The organism is Rhodothermales bacterium, from assembly GCA_041391505.1.
GTDB lineage: Bacteria > Bacteroidota > Rhodothermia > Rhodothermales > JAHQVL01 > JAWKNW01.
Genome location: JAWKNW010000017.1, coordinates 104,361 through 120,000, shown reverse-complemented (window position 1 = coordinate 120,000; position 15,640 = coordinate 104,361). Strand labels below are relative to the sequence as shown.

At 61.0% G+C, this 15,640-nt stretch carries 13 protein-coding genes (1 of these 13 running past the window's edge); 6 read left to right on the top strand and 7 right to left on the bottom strand.

Going from position 1 to position 15,640, the window contains the following annotated elements; all coding sequences use genetic code 11:
• On the top strand, positions 1 to 723 hold the 3' portion of the coding sequence (locus tag R2834_16190; protein ID MEZ4701879.1) for a PASTA domain-containing protein. It extends 84 nt beyond the left edge of the window; 723 of the gene's 807 nt are visible here — the last part of the coding sequence; its start codon lies beyond the left edge, outside the window; it ends in the stop codon at positions 721 to 723.
• 7 nt (positions 724 to 730) lie between these two features.
• Here R2834_16190 and pyrR read toward each other — a convergent pair whose 3' ends face one another.
• From pyrR to tmk, 4 genes are all read right to left on the bottom strand, one after another.
• Positions 731 to 1,255 carry a bifunctional pyr operon transcriptional regulator/uracil phosphoribosyltransferase PyrR gene (gene pyrR / locus R2834_16185; protein ID MEZ4701878.1) on the bottom strand — a complete coding sequence of 175 codons (525 nt, stop codon included), beginning with the start codon at positions 1,253 to 1,255 and terminating at the stop codon, positions 731 to 733.
• Positions 1,256 to 1,282: 27 nt separating this feature from the next.
• Positions 1,283 to 1,696 carry a hypothetical protein gene (locus R2834_16180; protein ID MEZ4701877.1) on the bottom strand — a complete coding sequence of 138 codons (414 nt, stop codon included), beginning with the start codon at positions 1,694 to 1,696 and terminating at the stop codon, positions 1,283 to 1,285.
• Between the two features lie 125 nt (positions 1,697 to 1,821).
• Complete coding sequence (locus R2834_16175; GenBank protein MEZ4701876.1) at positions 1,822 to 2,289, bottom strand: transcriptional repressor; 468 nt, start codon at positions 2,287 to 2,289, stop codon at positions 1,822 to 1,824.
• A 76-nt stretch (positions 2,290 to 2,365) separates the two neighbouring features.
• On the bottom strand, positions 2,366 to 3,007 hold the full coding sequence (gene tmk, locus R2834_16170) for a dTMP kinase (GenBank protein ID MEZ4701875.1): 642 nt from the start codon (positions 3,005 to 3,007) through the stop codon (positions 2,366 to 2,368).
• A 432-nt stretch (positions 3,008 to 3,439) separates the two neighbouring features.
• Between tmk and R2834_16165 the strand changes: the two genes are divergently transcribed.
• On the top strand, positions 3,440 to 4,852 hold the full coding sequence (locus R2834_16165) for a tetratricopeptide repeat protein (GenBank protein ID MEZ4701874.1): 1,413 nt from the start codon (positions 3,440 to 3,442) through the stop codon (positions 4,850 to 4,852).
• A 113-nt stretch (positions 4,853 to 4,965) separates the two neighbouring features.
• On the top strand, positions 4,966 to 5,880 hold the full coding sequence (locus R2834_16160; protein MEZ4701873.1) for a DUF368 domain-containing protein: 915 nt from the start codon (positions 4,966 to 4,968) through the stop codon (positions 5,878 to 5,880).
• Here R2834_16160 and R2834_16155 read toward each other — a convergent pair.
• The gene (locus R2834_16155) at positions 5,870 to 7,291 is read right to left on the bottom strand and encodes a c-type cytochrome domain-containing protein (GenBank protein MEZ4701872.1); all 1,422 of its coding nucleotides are present in this window, start codon (positions 7,289 to 7,291) and stop codon (positions 5,870 to 5,872) included. The genes R2834_16160 and R2834_16155 overlap by 11 nt on opposite strands.
• A gap of 270 nt (positions 7,292 to 7,561) precedes the next feature.
• Positions 7,562 to 9,208, bottom strand: coding sequence for a choice-of-anchor B family protein (locus tag R2834_16150; protein ID MEZ4701871.1), 1,647 nt, complete (start codon positions 9,206 to 9,208; stop codon positions 7,562 to 7,564).
• Positions 9,209 to 10,167: 959 nt separating this feature from the next.
• On the opposite strand from R2834_16150, the gene R2834_16145 reads away from it, so the two are divergent.
• Genes R2834_16145 through ppk2 form a run of 3 tightly spaced genes read left to right on the top strand, consistent with a single transcriptional unit; the run spans position 10,168 to position 13,782 of the window.
• Positions 10,168 to 10,746, top strand: coding sequence for an ATP-dependent Clp protease proteolytic subunit (locus R2834_16145; protein ID MEZ4701870.1), 579 nt, complete (start codon positions 10,168 to 10,170; stop codon positions 10,744 to 10,746).
• Between the two features lie 60 nt (positions 10,747 to 10,806).
• The gene (locus tag R2834_16140; protein MEZ4701869.1) at positions 10,807 to 12,543 is read left to right on the top strand and encodes a D-aminoacylase; all 1,737 of its coding nucleotides are present in this window, start codon (positions 10,807 to 10,809) and stop codon (positions 12,541 to 12,543) included.
• A gap of 48 nt (positions 12,544 to 12,591) precedes the next feature.
• Positions 12,592 to 13,782, top strand: a complete 1,191-nt coding sequence (gene ppk2, locus R2834_16135; GenBank protein MEZ4701868.1) for a polyphosphate kinase 2 — start codon at positions 12,592 to 12,594, stop codon at positions 13,780 to 13,782.
• A gap of 105 nt (positions 13,783 to 13,887) precedes the next feature.
• Here the strand turns inward: ppk2 and R2834_16130 are convergent, their stop codons facing one another.
• Positions 13,888 to 15,597 carry a PAS domain-containing methyl-accepting chemotaxis protein gene (locus tag R2834_16130; protein MEZ4701867.1) on the bottom strand — a complete coding sequence of 570 codons (1,710 nt, stop codon included), beginning with the start codon at positions 15,595 to 15,597 and terminating at the stop codon, positions 13,888 to 13,890.
• Positions 15,598 to 15,640 lie beyond the last annotated feature (43 nt).

Genomic DNA, 15,640 nt, shown 5'->3' with positions numbered 1-15,640 from the left:
GGTCTGTTTGGCCTCATCGTGCTCATCGGTTCGGGGTACTTTGTATTCGACAAAATGCTGATGCCCTCGATCGTCGGGCATCAAGACCAGATCCTGGTGCCCGACGTGAGCGAGATGCCCGTCGAGCAGGCTGAAGCGACGCTCACGCAAATGAACCTGGAACCGCGGGTCGAGTCCAGCCGCTTCAACCCCAAGCTGCCACGCGACGTGGTCGTGGACCAGAGCCCCCGCCCCAACCGCACCGTAAAGCCGGGCCGGCGCATTTACCTTACCATCAATAGCGGCTCCACACCCAGCGTCACGGTTCCAGATGTCGAAGGCATCTCCCAGGTGGAAGCCCTGAACCGCCTCGCCGCCGCCGGCCTGCGCGCGGAACCCTCGGACATCCGCCCGGACTCCATCCCTCACCCACACCGCGGAACGATCACCAAACAGTATCCGTCCGCCGGAACAACGCTCGAAGAGGGATCCCGCGTACGTCTGTGGTACAGCACCGGACTGGGGGATCGCTTCGTGGTCGTGCCGGATCTTCAGGGGCTCACCGTGCGCGAAGCGCGCCAGCTCCTGCTGGCCCGACGCCTGCGGTCGGTCGTGATGGGTGCGCCTGACGACGACGACACGGCGTCCATGACCGTCATCAAACAGGGATACCAGGCCGGGACACGGCTCAAGGAAGGGCATGAAATCCGACTGTTCGTCCAGACGGAAACCCCAAACGAATAGACCGGAGCTATTCCTCCACGTAAATCGCGAACCCCTCCTCGACGTCCACGACCACCTGTTCCTTGTGCTTGGTCTGGATCACCCGGCCGACGAAGTTGGCCTGGATTGGGTATTCACGATGCCCTCGATCGACCAGGACGAGCAGCTGAATGGACCGGGGACGCCCCATCTGCACGATGGCATCGAGCGCGGCGCGCGAGGTTCGGCCGGTGAAGAGCACATCGTCGACGAGCACAACGTCTTTATCGTCGAGCAGGGTTTGCCTGGAGGCGGGAAGCGGTGCGGGGGTCACGCGCGCGCGATCGTCCCGGAACCCGCTGATGTCGAGATGTTCGACAGGAACCTCTTTACCTGAAGCGGCCGTGACGAAGCGAATCTGGGCCGCCAGCGCATCGGCAAGCGCCGTTCCGCCGCTACGCACACCCAGGATGATCAGGTTGTCGATACCTCTGTTATGCTCGATCACCTCGCAGGCCAGGCGCTCGATGGTGCGCCGTACGCGTTGCGCGGGAAGTATCAGGGTTCGCGCCATAAGTGGGGTGGGAATACGGCGCGCAGGTTATTGGAACATGGCCTTGATGCTGCCCCAGGTACGCCTGATCGCCGTCGATGTGTAGTTCACCTGCTCCCGGGCGAGTTGCTCGCGCTGGCCGTTCGCATAAACAACCTCGAGCTGGTAATCGACCTGTTCCGTGCTCGCCTTGAAGATCTGACTGTCCTTGAACGAGTACGCCTTGTTCACGCCGTGCGGCGGGAAGGATTCGACTTTCACGAAGCGGTTGTTGGTGAAACGCGTCATACGCAGCAGTTCGTACTCCTTGACCTCATCCTCGGTATCAACCTGCCAGGATACGACCATGCCCCCCGGGTCTTCGGAGACCCTGAAGAAGGCCAACTGCACTTTCCCGGCCGGCTGGGGCGAAAAAGCACTGAGGAGTACAAACAATGTGAGACTGATGGACAAACGTCTCATGTTAATCGCGATAGCGTACACTAGGTATCCTTAAGATAGGAAATCTCGCCGTCGTATTGCCAGGCAGCCGGCCTGACTCATCCGGGTTATCGTAATATATTCCCATTTATTAACAAAGAGTATGCCTAGACCGCCTTGTTCGGGCATTGATCGCGCCGGCAATGGCCATAGAGGTTCAGCGAATGATGCTTTATATCAAATTTGAAGATATCGGCGATCATTTCCTGGACGCCCTGAAGCCGTGGATCGCAGAACTCGAACAGCTCGTTGCAATCCATGCAGATCAGGTGATCGTGCTGCCAGTAACTGTACGCGCGCTCGTATTTCGCCTGGTTGGAGCCGAACTGGTGGCGGACGATCAGGTCGCAGTCGATCAGTAGCTCGAGCGTGTTGTACACCGTGGCCCGGCTGACGCTCGACCCCCGCTGCTTGAGCCGGATGTACAGCTCGTCCGCATCAAAATGGTCGTCGGTAGCATACGCCTCGTCGAGCACGGCGAATCGCTCCGGGGTTTGCCGCTGGTTGCGCCGCTTGAGAAATGCGCTGAAGATATTGCGCACTTCGTCGAGCTGTTTTTGAGGAAGCGTGGGCATGTGGCCTGAGCGATAAAGGGAAGGTCTCCCGGCGCGGCATATCCTGGCAGGACGCCGGCGACACGGGGAAGAACGGTCACTGTTCGGGCGTGTTCCTAGCCGCGGCAAGGGTCACGAAGTCGGACCAGATGATATCGTGGATGGCTTCGATCGACAGCCGGCCGTCGATGACGACCCAACGCGCCGGCTCCTCCGCCGCCAGCCGTCGATACGCCGTCACCACCCGCTGGTAGAATTCCCCCGAGGCCCGCTCCATCCGGTCGCGCCCGGCCTGGCCGTCGCGGGCCATCTGACGGGCGGCGGCTTCCTCCGGATCCAGATCCACCAGATAGGTCCGAGCCGGCACGAGGCCGCTCGTGACCCGCCGATTGAAGGCCGCGATCCAGCCATCCTGGTCGAGTCCGCGGCCGGCCCCCTGATAGACGGTTGTAGAGTCAAAGAACCGGTCGCACACGACGACCTGCTTATCGGCGAGTGCCGGCATGATGCACTCACGCACCAGCTGGGCCCGCGCGGCGGAAAACAGGAGAAGCTCCGCGAGGGGGTCGACATGCAGGGCAGGGTCCAGCAGCACCTGACGGACCCGCTCCGACAACGCCGTTCCCCCCGGCTCGCGCACGAGGAGCACCTGCCGGCCCGCGTCCTCGAGCCGTTGCTTCAGACGCAGCGCCTGGGTGCTTTTGCCGCTCCCGTCGATCCCCTCGAAACTTATCAACATATACGCATGTCGTACCATTCCGGCACGATTCGTGAAAAACGACCACCGTTCGGCTCCTGGCCGGCCCTCAACCGTTCGGTCCATGACGCGCCGCCGGCCCTGACGCGGTGCTTAACCCACGGCCCCTGTGCGACGATACGACCCTTGTATGGGAATTGAGCTGAAGGGATCGGCAACCGGCTTTTGCGTCGACAAGCGGCACGCCGGAGCGTTTATCCAAAACTACACGGGAAAATTGGAAAAAACGCCCACGCGAAACGCTTAAATTATGTTTCCCTTCCCGTTCGGAACGAGAGCTTCCTGTAATCAAGTTGCAAAATGGTCCGAGGCCCAGTATACTTCGCGAACCTTTTAGCAGGTACTGCTTAAGATCGAGATACACTGGCAAGTCCATTCGCGCAGCCCTCTCTTACAACCCATTAACTGCGCCCGATGAGTATGTTCGATTTCGGCTACGACGACCTCGAAGACTCGGATGAAAACTTCAGCGTGCACGACCTGGTTCAGGCTTACGAGCAGGAGGGGGGGCGTGCCTACTTTGATTCCGACGCGCTGGAAGAAATCGCCACCTTTTACTTCGAACAGGGGCGATTTGCAGATGCTCTGGGCGCGATAGATCGCATTCTGGAGACCCAGCCCTATTCCTCGGACGCCTGGATGCGCCGCGGCATCTTGCTGAACAATATGAACCGCCACACCGATGCGATGGCGGCATACGAAAAGGCGCTCACGCTCAATCCGTCCGATCCCGAAACGATCATCAACCTGGGCATCACGCTCGATAGCCTGGGGCGCACGGACGAGGCGCTGACCGCCTACCAGAACGCCCTCGAAATCGACCCTCTGAATGAGGATGCGCTGTTCAACCGGGGCGTTACGCTGGAACGCGCGGATGCGCTCGAAGAAGCGATCAACGCCTTTTACGCCTGCGTCGAGCTCAACCCGGATCATCCCGAGGTGTGGTACGAACTCGGCTACTGCTACGATCGCCTGGCCCAGGACGAAAAAAGCCTCGAGTGCTACGATCGCCATATCGAGATCGACCCCTATTCGTACGACGCCTGGTATAATCGAGGCATCGTACTGAACCGCATGAGCCGGTTCGAGGACGCTGTGCAGTCCTACGACATGGCGCTGGTGATCAACGACGAGTTTGCGTCCGCCTATTACAATAAAGGCAATGCCCTGGCGAATCTGGGGGATCTGCGCGGCGCCATCGAAAGCTATCAGCACGTCATCGAACTCGAAGACGGCGACGCGGCGACGTTCTACAACATCGCGCTGGCGTACGAGGAGCTCCAGGAATTTCCCGAGGCGATAGGCTTTTTTGAAAAGGCCCTGCTCAAGGATCCACAGTATGCCGAGGCCTGGTATGGCATGGGATGCTGTTTCGATGCCCAGGAACGCTTCTTCGAGGCCCTCGATTTCTACCAGAAGGCGGTCCATCTCAGCCCCCGATCTTCTGAGTTGTGGTACGCCAAGGCCGATTGCGAATACAACGCCGGCCTGCTCGACGACGCCCTCGAATCCTACGAGACGGTCGTCCGGATGGACCCGGTCAATCGCGAAGCCTGGCTGGATTATGCGGAGACGCTCTTCGAGGCGCAGCGCCTGGAAGATGCGCTCAATGCCTACAACAACGCCTTGACGCTCGAGCCCAATCACGCCGGCTCGTACTTCCAGCAAGCCAAAGCGCTCTTTGCGCTGGGCCGACCGGAGGAAAGCATCCGCTCGCTCAAGCGGGCCTTCTCACTCGATCCGAAGAAGAAAGAAGAATTCCGCCAGACCTACCCTGAGTTGTACCGCGACGCACGCATCCGGCGCGAACTCGGTCTCGACAGCTGATCCGAGCGCCCTTCATTTCGCGCACATTTCTTACCGCTTCCGGCCCTCGCTGAAACGAATCTCCAGTGTTGTCTTTTCAACGCGGTATGTTTCATTCAGCTGAGGAGAAGTCCGTGGTCTCGACGAAAGGTCCGCGCAACGGTATGCGCGATGGTCTGGTTCATTTCGCGCAAGGCGTCCTGATGGGCGGCGCCGACGTTATTCCGGGCGTGAGCGGCGGTACGATGGCCCTGATCGTGGGCATTTACGAACGACTTATCGGAGCCATCAGCGCCTGCTTTTTCGCCGCAATTGCGCTGCTCCGCTTCGACCTCGCCGGCATGCGCACGCACCTCCAGCGCGTGGAATGGCTGCTGATCATTCCGCTTGGCGCCGGCATTGGCGCCGCCATCCTCGTCGGGGCGCGCATCATCCCGTATCTCCTCGATACCTATCCCATGCAATGCCGGGGTCTTTTCCTGGGTCTTATCGCGGCATCGGTGGCCATTCCATGGTCGCGCGCCTCCAGGATGGGGCCGGCGGAATACACGATCGGGCTGGTCGCCGCCCTGGCCGCGTTCTTCGCGACGGGTCTGACCCCGCTCGAGGTGGCCGACCCCAGTATGCTGCAGGTGTTCGGCGCCGCATCGATTGCGATCTGCGCCATGATTCTGCCCGGGATCAGCGGGGCCTTTTTGCTGCTGGTTCTGGGTATGTACGAACCCACGCTGCGCGCCGTGCATGAACGGGAATTGGTGTACGTCGCGGTTTTTATGGCCGGCGCGGCGACCGGTATCGGGCTGTTCTCCAACCTGCTGAAGTGGTTGCTGGAACGCCAGCATGACCGCACGATGGCGGCCCTGGTCGGGCTGATGATCGGCTCGCTTCGGGCTCTCTGGCCGTGGCAGGGAGACGAAGGCGCTCTGCTGGCGCCGGCCCCGGGAGACCCCGTAACCCTGATCGTGCTGCTCGCCCTTTCGGGCTTTGTGGCCGTTACGCTCCTGAACTGGTGGAGCCATCGCCGGCTCACGGGCGCGCTCAGAACATGATCTGCGACAGGGCCGCGGGGGCGCGCCCCACTTCGATCACGCGTTCGATCTGGTTCGTCTCGGTATTGATCACCGTCACCGTCCCGATGCCCTGGTTGGTCCCGAGGTTGAAGCGCGGCGTGTAGGTGCCGTTGGAGTTGCGGTTGCCGATGAACAGATACCGACCGTTCGGCGAGATCGACGCACCGAAGGGCTCGGCGAGTCCCGGTCCATCGATCGTCGCGAAAATCGTCCGCGTGTCGACATCGATGACCGACACCGTGTTTTCGCCGCCATTGCCGATGTAGACGTACTGGCCGTCGGGCGAAAAGACCGGGTGGCCCGGCTTGGCCCCGACCTCGATATCGCCCATGCGCACGAACGACGCCGGCGCGCTGGAATCCATCAGAAGCAGCTGACTGGTAAGCTGCCCTGCGAGGACGGTCCGCGTCCCTTCCGGCGACATGGCGAACTGGCCGAACGAGTGGAAGGGCGCGGACAGGAGGGTAAAGGTGACCGCATCCGTCTGCGTATTGATGCTCATGATCCGGTTTTCCATCAGACTACCGGTGTACACGAAGCCGCCACGCGGATCCGCGACCAGCGCATACGGCCGAGAGGACGGCAGGTCGACCTCACGCAGCGTCATCGTGGAACGCTCGATCACGCCGATCTTGGGGGGCGGGTTCACGGCCGTCTGGGAACGACTCACGAAGAGCAGGTCTTCCCGGGGATGGACCGCCAGCAATCCGGGAGATTCGATATCGACCTGCCCGACGAGCGTATTCAGCCGATCCAGCTTGAGCACCCTGTTGATGCCGCTGAGCGACACATACCAGTGGTTGCTGTCCGGATCGATGGCGACACTGGTCGGGCGCGCATTGGGAGAGAGCTTGAAGTCCTGCACCAGATCCACATTGCGAATGACGAGCTGCGTCTCCGCGTCGATGACCGAGATCAGGGCGTCGTTTTCGTTCGGGACGTAGAGCAGCTGGGTGGCGTCCGCAAACGGGATAATGCCACCGTCGAAGCGCGCGCCGCCGTCGATCCAGCGCTTGATAAAGTTCACTTCCTCGGTCGTGAGGGTGTCTGCGGCCTGCTCAAACGGATGAGGACCGCCCACCAGACGGGAGGTGAGACCGATAAGAAGGCTTTTGTCGCCGTCGTAGGCAATGATCGCTTCCCCATCGTCCGATCCGGCCAGCAGGTTTTCCCAGGTGTTGAGGCGCAACCCGTTGGCCGCATCCGGCCCTTCGTGACACCGAGTGCATTTGGCATCGAAAATGGGCTGGATGTGCTGGGTATAGATGATATCGTCGACCGCAAACCGGTCGAAGGGCGGAGGAGGCGTCGTAAGCTCGCAACCCGTCAGTAAGCCGATCGCACTGAAGAGAAGGATGATCGGGAGCGAGACGGTACGGTTCGTTTTCATGGCCTTGATGATGGCATACGAGCAGGATATGCTCAGCATAATCGATAGTCCAAGATAGTGCATCCCTCCCAAAGGAAGTAGCCCCTGCTTAAAATTTTACTTTAAGTAGCTACCCAAAGTCTATTGTACGACAAGGATACACATACGATTTGTGTGTATGCGTATGACGCAGGGCACCCGGATGTTTCAGCCGGCGACAAAAACGACAAAAGGGATGCGCCGGCCTGAGCGGGCGCATCCCTTAGCCGAATGCCGGCATGAAAAGCGGGATCAGCGGTGTATCGTGACGATCCGGCTCGCGGTTCGTTCGCCGCTGCGGGCGCGAATCAGGTAGTTGCCGTCGGGCAAATTTCCGGCGTCGAATCCGACCGAAACCGGTGAGCCGGCCGGCGCGACGCCCTGGTAGAGCGTCGCCACCTGGCGACCGAGCAGGTCGAACACCTCGATCGTCACCGGCGCGCTCTCGTCGAGCGTCAGCGCCATCCTGGTCGATTCGCCGAAGGGGTTGGGGTACGGGGTGGACAGCTGGAAGCCGGAGAGCTTGCCCGGCTGTTCCGTGGCGGTATCGACCGCGATGCCGGTGGGCTTCACGAGATAAAGTCCCTCATCGATGCTGGACAGCGCGATGATGCCGCTCTCGAAATACGGATAATTACTCCAGGTGCCGTTGAAGTTCACGCCGCCGTCCGTGGGGCGCGTATCGAAAAAGCCCACCTCGACAGGGTTCTCGATCTCCCTGATATCGAAGATCCGGAGCCCGCTCGAATAATTGGTCTGATACAGGAAGTGGCCCCGGACATACTGGTTGTGGTCGATCGAGGCCTGTGAGGAAAAGAAGTCGGTGAGGAAGACCGGATCGTCCAGATCCGTCATGTCCCAGATCATCGTCCGGGTGAAGTTGGTCAGCTGATTGAACTCATCCAGTTCGTCATCCTGGAAGAAATACCGGTGGTCTTCGGTCAGCCACCCCTGATGCACGTATTTGGCCCCCGGGTACGAGATCCGGCTCAGAGAGACCGGATCAGCCTTGTCCGTCACATCTGCGACGCTTATCGCCGTCTCGTTGGCGCCAAAACAGATTTCGCGGCCCGTATGGTCGGTGTCCGGACCATGGTAGATCACGCACTGTGCGTCATGCGTGTAGCCGATGCCGACGCCTGAATAGCGCGAGGTCGTATCCGTAAAGCAGCCGGCGAACGTGGGCTGTAGGGGATTGCGAATATCGATCATATGCAGGCCGCCGCCGCACGTTTCCCCGCTCGCGTTGACGCCGACCGCGAAGGCATATCCACTCTCTTCGTTGATCACGATGTTGTGTGCGCTCCCGATTCCGTCATAAAACGCCGAATTGGAAAACGTAACGGGCGGCGTCGAGACCGAACGGAGCTGGGTGAGGTCGAACACCTGCATGCCGTGTGTATTGGACGCGTCGGCCACGACGAAGGCGTAGTTTTGATAGACCTTGATATCGCGCCAGGTTGAGTAAAATGGCTGGGGCGTGATGCCGCGCGTTTCTCCGCGCTGGACGTTGGTCGAGGGCAGGAAGCCGACCGTGAACGGGGCTTCCGGATTGCTGATGTCGACGAAGGCGGTTCCGTGCTCGAGCCCGAGCAACACATATTCGACGCCGGTCTCCGGGTCGGTCCATCCCCAGATATCGTTGGCCTCATTGGTCGTGGGACTGAGCGTACCCACGAGGTCGGGGAACGTCATGTAGGCCACGAGATCTACATTGTTGCAGGGATACCCATCCGAGCGGCCATCCGTACAGGCAATGCGTCCCTGACTGCCCGATTTGCCGGCGTTTTGCAGTCCGGCCGCGGCCTCCCGATTTCCTTTGTGCACTTCTTGCGCCCCGGCCTGTCCGACCAGGCCGAGGACGGCGCAGACGAACAGCAGGCAAGTAATTCGTTTCATGGGAATAGCTAATAGAGAGAGCGACATTTCATCGCGGTTCAAAAACCGGGCCCGCCGGCATTGGATCGCGAGTGAAACGTGGGGTATGGGGGAGGGAGAGGTGGATGACGTCAACGCCTGTCAAACACGGAACGAAACGGCCAACCCTCCGGCGCAGAACCAACTTGCGGGCCTGCCCGACGGGGACGAACGCTTCACGGCAACGAACCCGGGTGGCGCCGCGGGACCGCACAGGGTCGTTCCAGGGAATGGTCGTTCCAGGGAATGGCCCGGGTTGCGGACATGGGAAGAATCGTTCATCCGTGGCAGATATTAACGCCGGATGCCATTTCATACGCTTTAAGCAAGCGCGGCTAGCGTGGAATAATGGGGCACCTTAATAAAAAGTTCCATTCACGGGTAATCGGTCCAGGGCCATCGCTTTCCCGCCGTGGCCGTGAGAAGCGTTTGGGAGTTTGGGTGCTTGGGGGCATTTTTTACCGCAAAACCTCCCATACCCCCCATACCGGAGATGCTCACGTTTGAAGAGCATGCGATTACCCTGGTAATCGGTCGACCGGGTTTGCATTCCAGGGGCTCCGTGCCGAGATTATGCCCGTCTGGTCGTCGGCCGGCCGGTACGATTTGACCGGTCTGAAGGCCCTGGCCGGCATGTATGCCCTGCTGCGCCCTTCGGGACGCCCTGTATTACGACGGTTTATACGACTGTGTAGCTGATTCTCCCTCCCTCAACCAGCTACCTTTTACGCCCGGCCTCCGGTTCAAGGCCGGGCGTTTTTTGTGGCCCGATCCGGCCGAGGCAACCTGATGCCCGATTTCTTGTTCAAGTGGCATCATTCTCGCCAGTCGTTCGCATCGCTGAATGGGTCGGCCCCGGGGGGTCCCGCGCCGCCGGCCATTTGCAACGCCAGGCACATCATTCTGGAACGTGAACTCGAAGTAGAGGAAGATTATCTGATATGGAAGAAAAAGACGTCGAAAAAATCTCCAACAGCCTTACGAATCGGCTTTTTGAAAACCGCACGATCATCCTGAGCGGGGAGATCAACCAGCGCCGCGCCTCGAGCGTGGTGGCGCAGTTGATCGGGATGGCGGCCTCGTCGGACGACGACATCACGCTTTTCATCAACTCACAGGGCGGGCACGTGGAATCGGGCGATACGATCCACGACATGATCCGCTTCATTCGCCCGCGTGTCCGCATCATCGGCACGGGATGGGTCGCGAGCGCGGGCGCGCTTATTTTTGTCGCGGTGCCGGTTGAGGATCGTTTCTGTCTGCCGAATACGCGGTTTCTGTTGCACCAGCCAGCCGGCGGCGCCGGGGGCACGGCCAGCGACATCGAGATCGAGGCGGAAGAGATCCTCAAGATGCGGCATCGCCTGAACCAGATTTTCGCGCGGCAAACGAAGCAGCCGCTCGAGCGCATCGAAAAAGACACCAACCGCAATTTCTGGCTGTCCGCCGAAGAAGCGAAAGCGTATGGACTCGTGGGTCACATCGTCGAGTCGATCGACGACGTGCTGAAAGTAAAATAATCCACGACGCCACGGCGGAGGCGGCATTCGGGGCCGGCCGGTTGTGACCAACCGGTAGCTATGGAAAGACTTCTCCTGACGCTTTGGGGCGTTCTGTTCGTTTGCGCCGTCGCGGCGTGCGAGCCCCCGGCGGAATACGATCTGGTTTTGCGCGGCGGTATCCTCTACGACGGGCTCGGCAACGCACCGGTCGTAGGCGATATCGCCGTTCAGCACGACACCATCGCCGCGATGGGCGACCTGGGAAGCGCCCGGGGCCGGCGGGAACTGGACGTGAGCGGCCTGGCCGTGGCGCCCGGCTTCATCAACATGCTGAGCTGGGCGACCGAGACGTTGCTCGTCGACGGCCGATCGCAGAGCGATATTCGCCAGGGCGTCACGCTGGAAGTGTTTGGCGAAGGCGTTTCGATGGGTCCGCTGAACGCATCGATGCGCCAGGAGGCGATTCGGGATCTGGTGGATATGTTCGAATCCCGCCAGATCATGATGGACCGGCTGAGCCTCCAGACGGATTCGGCCGGCGAACCGATCTTGCCGTGGCAAACGCTCGCGGAATACCTCGATTACCTGACGGAACGCGGCATCGCACCCAACGTGGCGTCTTTTGTCGGGGCAACGACGGTGCGGGTGCATGAAGTCGGCTACGAGGATCGCCCGCCCACGGACGAGGAGCTTGGCCGCATGCGCGATCTCGTCGATCGCGCCATGCGCGAGGGTGCGCTCGGCGTCGGTTCGTCCCTGATCTACACGCCGGCTTTTTTCGCCTCCACCTCCGAGCTGATCGAACTGGCCAAGGTGGCCGCGCGTCACGGGGGGATGTACATCTCGCACATGCGCAGCGAGGGAAACCGGTTGCAGGAGTCGGTCGACGAACTCATCACGATCGCCCGCGAGGCCGGCATACGGGCCGAGATTTATCACCTCAAGGCGGCGGGACAGCAGAACTGGGGCAAGCTGGACGCGGTGATCGACCAGATCGAATCGGCCCGGGCGCAGGGCCTGGCGATTACGGCCGACATGTACACCTACACGGCCGGCGCGACCGGCCTCGACGCCGCGATGCCCCCCTGGGTACAGGAAGGCGGGTACGATGCGTGGCGTGCCCGGCTGCGGGATCCGGCGATCCGCCGGCGTGTCGCCGAGGAAATGCGGACGCCTACCGATGCGTGGGAGAATCTGATGCTTTCAGCGGGGCCCGAAGGTACGCTGCTCGTCGGTTTCCGCAATCCCAAGCTCCGGTTCATGACCGGGATGACCCTGGCGCAGATCGCTGAGGAGCGCGGCGTTACCCCCGAGGAAGCCGCCATGGATCTGGTCATCGACGACAGCAGTCGCGTCAGCACCGTATACTTCCTGATGTCGGAGGAAAACATCCGCCGCCAGATCGCACTGCCCTGGGTCGCATTCGACTCCGACGCCGGCTCGATGGCCCCGGAAGGCGTCTTCCTCAAATCGAATCCCCATCCCCGCGCCTACGGGAATTTCGCCCGATTGCTCGGGCGCTACGTGCGCGAGGAGAAGGTCATTCCGCTTCAGGAAGCGATCCGACGCCTCACCTCGTTTCCCGCAGAAAACCTGCGCATCGAACAGCGTGGGCGGCTCTCGCCGGGTTTTTTCGCGGATCTCGTCGTCTTCGACCCGGTTTCCATTACCGATCACGCGACGTTCGAAGCGCCGCATCAGTACGCGACGGGGGTGCAGCACGTTTTTGTAAACGGCACCCAGGTGCTTTCTTACGGTGAACATACGGGGGCCTTGCCGGGGCGCGTCGTGCGTGGCCCCGGGTACCAACCCTGACGTCCGCGGCCGGCCGTCGCGACAGATTACCAGCTTTTAAATGTGACCATGAGTTCAAAACGATCCAGCAAACACGATCCCTCCGCTGAACGCCCGGGCAGCCGCAACGGCCAGCATCACGCCAAACGCAAGACCGGGGAGAAGCAACCTCGCGCCGTTTCGCGCGGCGACACGGCCCCGAGCCTGACCGAAAGCGGGATCGAACAGTATGTCGTGTCCGAATCCGTCCAGGCCGCGCAGGAAGCCAAAATTGCCGCGGTGCGCGACGTCATCAGCGGCGTCCCTCCGCACGACATCAACACCCTGACCAAGGTGTTGACCGCTATTCTCGACGGGACCTCAACCGACGACGCGGAGCTGGTTCGTAACGCCCTGCTCAGGCGTCCGATGGTGAGCGAGGGAAAGAGCGAGATCAAACCCGACGAGGTGCTGTCGCCGGATTGGCTCAAGGGCGGGTATCCCTACAAGAACCTGATGTCCCGGAAGAGCTACGAGAAGCAAAAGTACCAGCTCCAGGTGGAGTTGCTCAAGATGCAATCGTGGGTGAAGAAGACCGGGCAGCGCGTGGTCATCCTGTTTGAGGGCCGGGACGCCGCCGGCAAGGGCGGGGCGATCAAGCGGTTCATGGAGCACCTGAATCCGCGCGGCGCCCGCGTGGTGGCCCTGGAAAAACCGAATGAAGTAGAACGGGGGCAGTGGTATTTCCAGCGGTACGTGCAGCACCTCCCGACGGCCGGCGAGATCGTCATGTTCGACCGGTCCTGGTACAACCGGGCCGGCGTGGAGCGAGTGATGGGATTCTGCTCGCAGGAAGAATACACCGAGTTTATGCGGCAGGCGCCCGAATTCGAACGCAATCTGGCGCGCAGCGGGACGCATCTGATCAAGTTCTGGTTCTCCGTGAGCCGTGAGGAGCAGCGCCGGCGGTTCAAGCATCGCAACGTGCATCCGCTGAAACAGTGGAAACTGTCGCCCATCGATCTGGCATCACTTGACAAGTGGGACGACTACACGAAGGCCAAGGAGGCCATGTTTTTCTACACCGACACGGCCGACGCGCCCTGGACGGTCGTCAAATCCGATTGCAAAAAGCGGGCTCGGCTCAACGCCATGCGCTTTGTACTGCACGCCATGCCGTACCCCGACAAGAAGCAGGATGTCATCGGTTCGATCGATCCCCTGCTCGTCGGTCGCGCAAATTACGTGTTCGAGCGGGGGGAACGGGGAATGAACCCGTAGTGGGCGGCGCGCATGTGCTCCGCATAAAAGCAGAAACCTCTGCCGCGGCGATGGCCGGGGCAGAGGTTTCTTGTTTACGTCCTGTTCAGCAGCGATGAACCGGGGTCAGTTGACCAGGTAGCCCGCGTTCTTTTTCGCCGGCGCAGCGGGCGCCTTTTTCTTGTCATCCTGCTTGTCGTCCTTATCGAGCCGCAGCACCTGCTGGCGCAGGTCTTCCGTGAGTCGGCTCAGGTCGTTCGCCGCATTTGCGATGCTTCCGATGGCGACGGCGGATTCGCCGGAGACGGCCGATATCACCTCGACCGAGTGGGCGATCTGGGCGCTCGTGCTCGATTGCTCTTCCGAGGCCGCGGCGATCTGGGCGATCATGTCCACGGTATCGCCAGTTCCGGTGACGATCTGCTGCAGCGCGGAGCCGGCGTGGTCGGCCAGCGTGATGCCGGATTCGACTTCCTGCTTGCCCTTTTGCATCGACACGACGGCTTCCTTGGTCTGGGACTGGATCGACTTGATCATGCCTTCGATCTGCTTGGTGGCCCCGGTGGTGCGCTCCGCGAGTTTGCGCACTTCGTCGGCCACCACGGCGAAACCCTTACCCTGCTCGCCGGCGCGCGCGGCTTCGATGGCCGCGTTGAGGGCGAGCAGGTTCGTTTGATTGGCGATGTCGTCGATCACCTGCACGATCTCGCCGATCTGCTGACTCGAGGCGCCCAGCTGCTCGACGATCGTCGATGTGGCGCCGACCATGTTGGCGATTTCGCGGATCTTGTTGATCGTCTGCTTGACGACGTCCGCGCCTTCGCGAGCCGCCTGGCCGTTGGCCGAGGCGACATCGGATGCCCGGGTGCTGGTTTTGGCGTTGTCGACGATGGTGCTGGCCATCTCCTCCACTGCGGCCGCCACCTCCTGGCTCTGCACGCTCTGCTGCTGCGCCGAGGAGGCCAGCTGCGTGGTCGAATCGGAAATGCCTTTCGAGGCCTGCGCGACGCCCTCGATCATGTTCAGCATGTTCGCGACTTCCTGGCGGAGGTTCATCTGCGCCATCTGTTCGGTAATGTCGGTCGCGAACTTGATGACTTTCGTCGGTCGCCCATCCGGGCCCATGACCGGATTGTAGGTCGCTTGCAGCCAGATTTCCGACCCGTCCTTTTTGTACCGAAGGAATTTGCCGGCATGGTACTCACCCCGCTCCAGCTTGGCCCAGAACTCCCGATATTCGGGGCTGCCGGCATAGGCGGCATCGACGAAGATGCGGTGGTGTTTCCCCGCGATCTCGTCCAACCGATATCCCATGGCCGTCAGGAAATTGTCGTTGGCCTTGACGATCGTCCCGTCGAGATTAAATTCGATCACAGCCTGCGAGCGCCCGATGGCTTCCACCTGGCTCCGGAAGTAGGCCGCTTCCTGTTTCTGCTGGGTAATGTCGTACGCAAACTTGATGACCTTGTAGGGTTTGCCATCCGCGCCGAGGATCGGATTGTAGCTGGCCTGAAGCCACAGCTCACCGCCGCCGTTTTTCACGCGCCGGAATTCGCCGGCGTGGAACTCGCCACTCCGCAGCCGTTCCCAGAACGTCGTGTATTCCGGGCTGGAGGCATACGCGGCATCGACAAACATCCGGTGGTGTTTACCCCGGATTTCTTCGAGGCGATAGCCTATGGTCTTCAGGAAATTCTCATTGGCGGAGATGATCGTGCCATCGACCTCAAATTCAATGATTGCTTGCGAGCGGTTGATCGCTTCGATCTGGCCGAGGGCAGCCGCGAGACGCGCATCGGTCTCTTTTTGCCGGGAGGATGAAAAGATGTTGAGCATGGATTGCGAGCAGCGTTGGGCGAAACAGGGTAAACAGCTTCGT

Coding starts and splice junctions, on each gene's coding strand:
- R2834_16180 (MEZ4701877.1), bottom strand. CDS start 1,696: ATGAGACGTTTGTCCATCAGTCTCACATTGTTTGTACTCCTCAGTGCT.
- R2834_16130 (MEZ4701867.1), bottom strand. CDS start 15,597: ATGCTCAACATCTTTTCATCCTCCCGGCAAAAAGAGACCGATGCGCGT.
- R2834_16175 (MEZ4701876.1), bottom strand. CDS start 2,289: ATGCCCACGCTTCCTCAAAAACAGCTCGACGAAGTGCGCAATATCTTC.
- pyrR (MEZ4701878.1), bottom strand. CDS start 1,255: ATGGCGCGAACCCTGATACTTCCCGCGCAACGCGTACGGCGCACCATC.
- R2834_16140 (MEZ4701869.1), top strand. CDS start 10,807: ATGGAAAGACTTCTCCTGACGCTTTGGGGCGTTCTGTTCGTTTGCGCC.
- R2834_16155 (MEZ4701872.1), bottom strand. CDS start 7,291: ATGAAAACGAACCGTACCGTCTCGCTCCCGATCATCCTTCTCTTCAGT.
- R2834_16150 (MEZ4701871.1), bottom strand. CDS start 9,208: ATGAAACGAATTACTTGCCTGCTGTTCGTCTGCGCCGTCCTCGGCCTG.
- ppk2 (MEZ4701868.1), top strand. CDS start 12,592: ATGAGTTCAAAACGATCCAGCAAACACGATCCCTCCGCTGAACGCCCG.
- tmk (MEZ4701875.1), bottom strand. CDS start 3,007: ATGTTGATAAGTTTCGAGGGGATCGACGGGAGCGGCAAAAGCACCCAG.
- R2834_16145 (MEZ4701870.1), top strand. CDS start 10,168: ATGGAAGAAAAAGACGTCGAAAAAATCTCCAACAGCCTTACGAATCGG.
- R2834_16165 (MEZ4701874.1), top strand. CDS start 3,440: ATGAGTATGTTCGATTTCGGCTACGACGACCTCGAAGACTCGGATGAA.